The sequence below is a fragment of the Mucilaginibacter sp. genome (assembly GCF_036383575.1).
Taxonomy (GTDB): Bacteria; Bacteroidota; Bacteroidia; order Sphingobacteriales; family Sphingobacteriaceae; genus Mucilaginibacter.
Map to the genome: position 1 here is coordinate 1 of NZ_DASVOB010000282.1, position 5,726 is coordinate 5,726.

A 5,726-nucleotide genomic window follows, 5' to 3' on the forward strand; every position below is an offset into this window, starting at 1 on the left:
CAGATAGCCGGTTTATGCATAGCTACCTCGCTTATAATCTTTTACAAAGCCCCGATAATACTGTTTAACGGTTTCGGCGTATTGTTGAGCATAAGCCATCACCTTTTCCTGCCATGCCTGATCTCTGCCAAAAGCCATCAACTCATCAATGGTGCCCGAACCCTGCATGCCACCGCTGCGCAATTGCGCGGATGCCGTTAAAGCAGCCATGTCATCTACCACCTGGTACATGTCCCGGTAATCTTTTTTAAGGAGTTTAAATTTAAGGGTGTCTTTTACAGGCTGCAATTCCTGGATAATGTAGGGCTCTCCGCGAAACAGCGTAGTGCTCAGCAATGCTGCCGAAACATTTTGCATGCGGTGCTGAATGCCGATCACCCTTGCAGCTTCATCAGGCCAGTCCAATTGCTGAACATCTATATAAGGCAATACTGAAGATGGCCGGGCTTGTTTCATATCCAATAACAAATATTTGTTTTTGGTATTAGTGCTTTTTAATAAAAACAAATACCGTTTGACGCCGATACTGCCGGTACCGGCTAAACGAAAAACAGCACTGAGCACTTTGTAATTATAGGGGCCATCGCTGCTGCTGGCTATCCACTCGTTGATATGCGCTTTCAGTTCCTGCTTCAGCTGCAAATTCAGCTTAAAATGGCGCTCATCTTCCAAAGAAAGCAAGATCTTTTTCTTTTTACTGATCGTACGCTTTTCAAGTAATTCTCTCTCTTTGCTTTTGGTAGCTGCCGTAAGAAAGTCCCTAACGATACCTTTAGCAGTCCGCGGTTCAATGCTGATCGCTTTGCCTTTGGCAAGGGTAGCCGAATACGTGCGGAGATATAACTGCGCCATTTTTCGCGCTTTTTCGGGCTCAATCTTCAGGTTATCAAAGGCGATAAAAATACTGCAAACCATCCTGGCCAGTTCATAACAAGCAGGCGCAAGCAAGGCTTCGTCAAAATCATTCAGGTCAAAGTAAACCAGTTTATTGTCACCTTTGTAGCTACCAAAATTTTCGATATGCAGGTCGCCGCAGATCCAGGCAAGCGGTGATAAAGGCAAAGCTTCGGCAGCTGCCAGGTCCTCATAAAACAAATGACAAGTTCCCCGGTAAAAGCGAAAGGCATTTTCTGCCATACCATCGTATTTTAGCTGCACCTTTTCCGGGAGCAGGGGTGCGTTGAAGGTTTTCAGGCGTTCGGACAGGTCAAACATCTTTAGCTGGTTTTACTGGTTTTCGATTACCTGATTTTCTTTTTTGATTTTCGGCCGCCGCATCTATCGAATGCGTACGGGTCAGGTCATCTTCCTTCTCCGCTAAATCTGATAACTGTATATAAAATTTATAAAGATGATCCAGTTCTTCCTCCGTCAGATCTTCAATATTGACCATGCGGTTGCTGGTACCTTCATGGGATGCTAACAATTCATTTAACTTCAGGTGGATAGCTTTTGAATCCTTGTTCTGCGATTTCTGGATCAGGAAAACCATCAGAAAGGTCACGATAGTTGTGCCCGTATTGATAACCCGCTGCCAGGTCTCCGAATAATGAAATAACGGCCCGGTGATAGCCCAAATGATCACGGTTGCCATGGCGACAATAAATGCGGCGGGACTGCCGGTGGCTGCTGTGGCCCAGTTGCTAAAACGCTCGAATAAATTATTCTTCTTTTTCATACAATTTACCAGCTAATATGAATTTCACTATCACCTGCTACCGTAAATTCCAGATGACCTTCCCTGGTCTTTTTTCCCTTTAAACACTCTTTTGTTTTGGCTATCGTTACCAGGAAATCCGGCATCTTACCTTTACTCGTTTTAACCAGCATCAGGCGGCAGTTCAGCCTGCCATCGCCGGCAAGTTTAAATTTGGCGGGGCGGTGCTTTTTCGGGGAAAACCCGTACGTCGGATAATCGGTATAGATCATGAACGGCTGCCCATCTACCTGCATATAATGCCGGGGAAGAATCCCAAAAGCGTTACCTGCACCATACACCTCCTGCCCTACCTCTCCTGATTTCTCCCAACCATCATGCATATCTTCAAGCGCTATCCACAAGTTTGGATCAACTTCACCTGTCTTGACCTCGTCCGACAGCATTTCTTTAGGCAGCATGGTAGGGTAGTAATAAACTGAACGTTCAACCAGGAAACGGATATACTCAGCTAAAAGTAAACGCAGCGATGGAAAGATCTCCTCGTCTTCGGCAAGGCGCAGGTAATCGTGAAAGGCGCAGAACACCTCCTGCTCTTCGTAAACCGCGGTATATGGCGCATCGCTGAGAGGGAAGAGCGCAAAAAAAGAGGGAAAGTTTTTGCCATACCCATAATTGCAATCCCATAACCGCACGTTTTTGAAAACGTTAGCCAGGCACAGGTAACTCAAATCCTTATAGACCTCTTTCCGGGTAATCTTGTATAAGCGCAGCATTGCGCCGGCTGAAAAGGAAGTATTATTGGCCTGATAAAATAATTCAAAGCCTGCTCCACTCAACTTTTGGGCAGCTTTCTCCGCTTCTGCCAGGTAGCGCCTATCTCCGGTTAGCTCCCAGGCCTGCAACATTACGTGCGCGTAAAGACCGGGCACATCCTTTTCACCGCCTTTACCGGGTTGGGTTTCTGCTTTAAATACTTCCAGTGTATCCATTTTATAAAATACCGGCCATACGTAATTAAAATGATGAGCAACTTTTATGGCAAAATCCAGCGAACCGAGAAATAGCTTTTCAGCTGTCTTATCCCCTTTAAGTGCCAGCCGGGAAAGGTTCAGCAACGGGTGATGCAAATACCAGGCATCCATGACCAGTGGCTTTTTATGTTCTTCCTCCCCCTCCATGTTATTCGCCACCTTGGGGTGCCAGCGCATAATGGTACGGAGGTCTTCGTTATAAAATGCAGGTAAGCCCTCTTTTATTTTTTTCATCATGGTCAATTCTGCACCGCTCCACTCTACATAATCGAGTAAGGGAAGCAGCACTGCCAGCTGTACCATGATCTCCGGTGGAGTAGCATAGTCGCACACATAGGCATTCAGGTAATGATGGCCATCAACCTGGTTCCAGCAGCCGGGGTTTTCCTGCAGATCGGTCAGGCCGTTTTGCAGTATTTTAGGCCAGTGTTTATAGGTAGTATCCGGTTTAGGCAGTTGCAGGTAAACCGCTGCCAAAAGCTTTAAATACTGCTTCACCATAGCCGGTTCATCAGCCGGCACCTCTTCATCAAAGGCTATTAATGCATCGCTCAGCACATGGTTTTTACCCGGTTCCAATGCTTTATTCTTTAACGTTGGCGGCAAAGCAAAGCCTATCTCCGGCCATTCCCCACCTACTGTTTCGCCTGCCGAAGTTTCGGTTTGCTGGTTATAATCAGCCAGGGCAGTAAGGTTCTGCAGGTATAATACGGAGCCGGCCTTCGGCCTTGTCAAACTGAAATAAAGTTGCCCTGAACGGGTACCCACCTGCTTGACCCTAACCTCGCCTTGAGCCAATAGATCGCTGCTTGCCGCGCCAAGCGGCACGATGTCACGAGGCCAGTACGGAAATAAAACCGGTACTGCCGGTTTTAGTGTAGTGGTTAGCCGGAATGCGGGGCTATCTTGCGCCGGTAACCGGATAACCACTTCATACGCTCCCATCAGCGACGCTATTTGAAAAGTAATATTTTGCCCCTCCTCTGAAATCTTCCTGATCTGAAGATAGTCGTCGGGTGAATAGGCAAGGCGAAATGCGATCCGGCTACCCTTAGGCCAGGCTGCGACCAGCCAGCAAGCGTCATCTATTATATAAACTTTAAAAGAATAACCTAAAGCCTGATGCTCATAAACGGCAGCCAGATCAGGATTATTCAATTTTGAATTTGCGGTCAAAAGCCAGGCCGAGGTTGCAGTCATCGTAAAAATAATTGGTCAAATACTCCGTGCACGCCACGGATAGCGCAAAAGGTATGACATTAACTTAAAGGCGAATCATTTGTTTCAATTTTATCTAATTATTTATTTTTTTAATTATAAACAAAATCTAACACCTATAGTTGTATAAATACTACACTAAAACTTCTACTTATGTTTCACCACGTCAAAGACTTACAATTCAACGCCAGGGTATCCCGCCCTGACCCGCGCTTTGCCAATTTATTATTAGAGCAGTTCGGCGGCGAAAACGGAGAACTGGCCGCAGCTATGCAGTATTTTACCCAGGCCTTTGGCGCAAAAGTGCCGCACCCGGATAAATACGATATGCTGATGGATATCGCAACCGAAGAGTTCAGCCACCTGGAGATCGTAGGCGCCACCATCCAAATGTTATTAAAAGGCGTTAACGGTGAATTAAAAAACGCTGCCGATAGTTCGGAAATTATGCAGGTACTAAATGGCAAAGCTGCTAAGGAAGATATCATCCACGAAGCTGTATTTGCTAACCCTCAGTTCGGGATTATTACCGGCGGCGGTGTTACCCCACGTAACAGCCAGGGTATTCCATGGTGTGCATCGTATATCCATTCCAATGGCGACCTTACCGTGGACCTGCGCAGCAACCTGGCCTCTGAATCACGGGCCAAGCTTGTTTACGAGCATTTAATGAAATTTACTGAGGATCCCTATATCCATGAAACACTGTCTTTCCTGATGACACGTGAGGTTGCTCATTACAAAATGTTTGAGGCTGCGCTGGATAGCATTCCCAATAATTTTCCTCCGGGCGTGCTGGCGGCAGATCCGAGGTTTACGCAACAGGCTTACAACCTTTCTGATGGTGCCGTGCGCGGCCCCTGGAATGAGGGTGAAATGCCGGGACTGGGCAAGGAATGGATCTTTATAGAAAATCCATTACAGCAAACGCAGGAAACCGAAGGGCAAACCAAATTACCAAAAGACTATAGCAAAGATTTGAAGGCCAAAGATAAACTGGATAAAGAAATGAGCAGTGTAAAAAGTGCCGAAGTGAAAAATGCCGAACCTAAAGGCGTTGCCCAATGGAGTACTTACGAACCTGTTAACGCAGAAACTCAATCAAAATGAAACGTGTAAAAAAATTGTATGGCCTGGTAATGACCTTTTCGTTACCTATCATCATGGCATCCTGCAATGAACGTGACAGTCAGCGAAAGATAGGCGGTAGCCAGGATACCTCCAGCGTAAATAGAGCCGGAGGGCCTGCCATCCGTGATACAGCAACGATTAATAAAGATCGCCGTGATTCGGCCAGAAGACCGGCAGGCGATTCTATAAGCAAAGGTAATGCTGACCCTTCAGGGCATACATCCGGCAGCCCTGTTAAACATTAGCCAATGAATAATCTGAAAGGACAACGGGTGATTAGCCCTGACGGAAAGGGAGAGGTGCTGGAAACCATAGGCGATAAAGTGGTAGTTAAGCTGGACTCCGGCGAAGTAAGGACATACCCATCAAACGATATTGAAGACGACAGCAACGCTGGTTAAAATTAATAAATAACATCTACCTAAAACAAATAACTACCTATGGAAATATCTGAAAAAGCAATCGATGCGGTCAATGACCTTATCAAGATCAATAATGACCGTGTAGCCGGTTTTGAAAAAGCGGGCACCGATCTGGAAGATGATGATAACGGCTTAATCTCCGTTTTTAGCAAACTGGCCGGCGAAAGCAGGCAATATGTGGCTGAATTGACGGACATAGCCCGGCAACACGGCGACGAGGTAGCCGAAGGTACCAGTACCTCAGGCGACCTGCACCGGGCCTGG

Annotated in this window: 7 protein-coding genes; 4 read left to right on the forward strand and 3 right to left on the reverse strand. The window is 46.5% G+C overall.

Features of this window, described 5'->3' with window-relative positions; all coding sequences use genetic code 11:
* Nucleotides 1–12 precede the first annotated feature (12 nt).
* From VF500_RS09810 to VF500_RS09820, 3 genes are read right to left on the reverse strand one after another with little or no spacing between them, the layout of a single operon-like run.
* Nucleotides 13–1,215: a DUF2252 domain-containing protein gene (locus VF500_RS09810; protein WP_330859504.1), complete on the reverse strand. Its 1,203-nt coding sequence runs from the start codon at nucleotides 1,213–1,215 to the stop codon at nucleotides 13–15.
* Entirely contained in the window at nucleotides 1,208–1,678 is a 471-nt protein-coding gene (locus VF500_RS09815; protein ID WP_330859505.1) for a low affinity iron permease family protein, read from the reverse strand. The genes VF500_RS09810 and VF500_RS09815 overlap by 8 nt, the downstream gene beginning before the upstream one ends.
* A gap of 5 nt (nucleotides 1,679–1,683) precedes the next feature.
* Nucleotides 1,684–3,891, reverse strand: a complete 2,208-nt coding sequence (locus VF500_RS09820) for a hypothetical protein (RefSeq protein WP_330859506.1) — start codon at nucleotides 3,889–3,891, stop codon at nucleotides 1,684–1,686.
* A gap of 171 nt (nucleotides 3,892–4,062) precedes the next feature.
* On the opposite strand from VF500_RS09820, the gene VF500_RS09825 reads away from it, so the two are divergent.
* From VF500_RS09825 to VF500_RS09840, 4 genes are all read left to right on the forward strand, one after another.
* The gene (locus VF500_RS09825) at nucleotides 4,063–5,019 is read left to right on the forward strand and encodes a manganese catalase family protein (protein ID WP_330859507.1); all 957 of its coding nucleotides are present in this window, start codon (nucleotides 4,063–4,065) and stop codon (nucleotides 5,017–5,019) included.
* Nucleotides 5,016–5,285, forward strand: coding sequence for a hypothetical protein (locus VF500_RS09830; RefSeq protein WP_330859508.1), 270 nt, complete (start codon nucleotides 5,016–5,018; stop codon nucleotides 5,283–5,285). The genes VF500_RS09825 and VF500_RS09830 overlap by 4 nt, the downstream gene beginning before the upstream one ends.
* A gap of 3 nt (nucleotides 5,286–5,288) precedes the next feature.
* Nucleotides 5,289–5,441 carry a hypothetical protein gene (locus VF500_RS09835; protein WP_330859509.1) on the forward strand — a complete coding sequence of 51 codons (153 nt, stop codon included), beginning with the start codon at nucleotides 5,289–5,291 and terminating at the stop codon, nucleotides 5,439–5,441.
* Between the two features lie 39 nt (nucleotides 5,442–5,480).
* A partial coding sequence (locus tag VF500_RS09840; protein ID WP_330859510.1) for a DUF2383 domain-containing protein occupies nucleotides 5,481–5,726 on the forward strand: 246 nt, incomplete at its 3' end.

Coding starts and splice junctions, on each gene's coding strand:
- VF500_RS09810 (WP_330859504.1), bottom strand. CDS start 1,215: ATGTTTGACCTGTCCGAACGCCTGAAAACCTTCAACGCACCCCTGCTC.
- VF500_RS09815 (WP_330859505.1), bottom strand. CDS start 1,678: ATGAAAAAGAAGAATAATTTATTCGAGCGTTTTAGCAACTGGGCCACA.
- VF500_RS09820 (WP_330859506.1), bottom strand. CDS start 3,891: ATGACTGCAACCTCGGCCTGGCTTTTGACCGCAAATTCAAAATTGAAT.
- VF500_RS09825 (WP_330859507.1), top strand. CDS start 4,063: ATGTTTCACCACGTCAAAGACTTACAATTCAACGCCAGGGTATCCCGC.
- VF500_RS09830 (WP_330859508.1), top strand. CDS start 5,016: ATGAAACGTGTAAAAAAATTGTATGGCCTGGTAATGACCTTTTCGTTA.
- VF500_RS09835 (WP_330859509.1), top strand. CDS start 5,289: ATGAATAATCTGAAAGGACAACGGGTGATTAGCCCTGACGGAAAGGGA.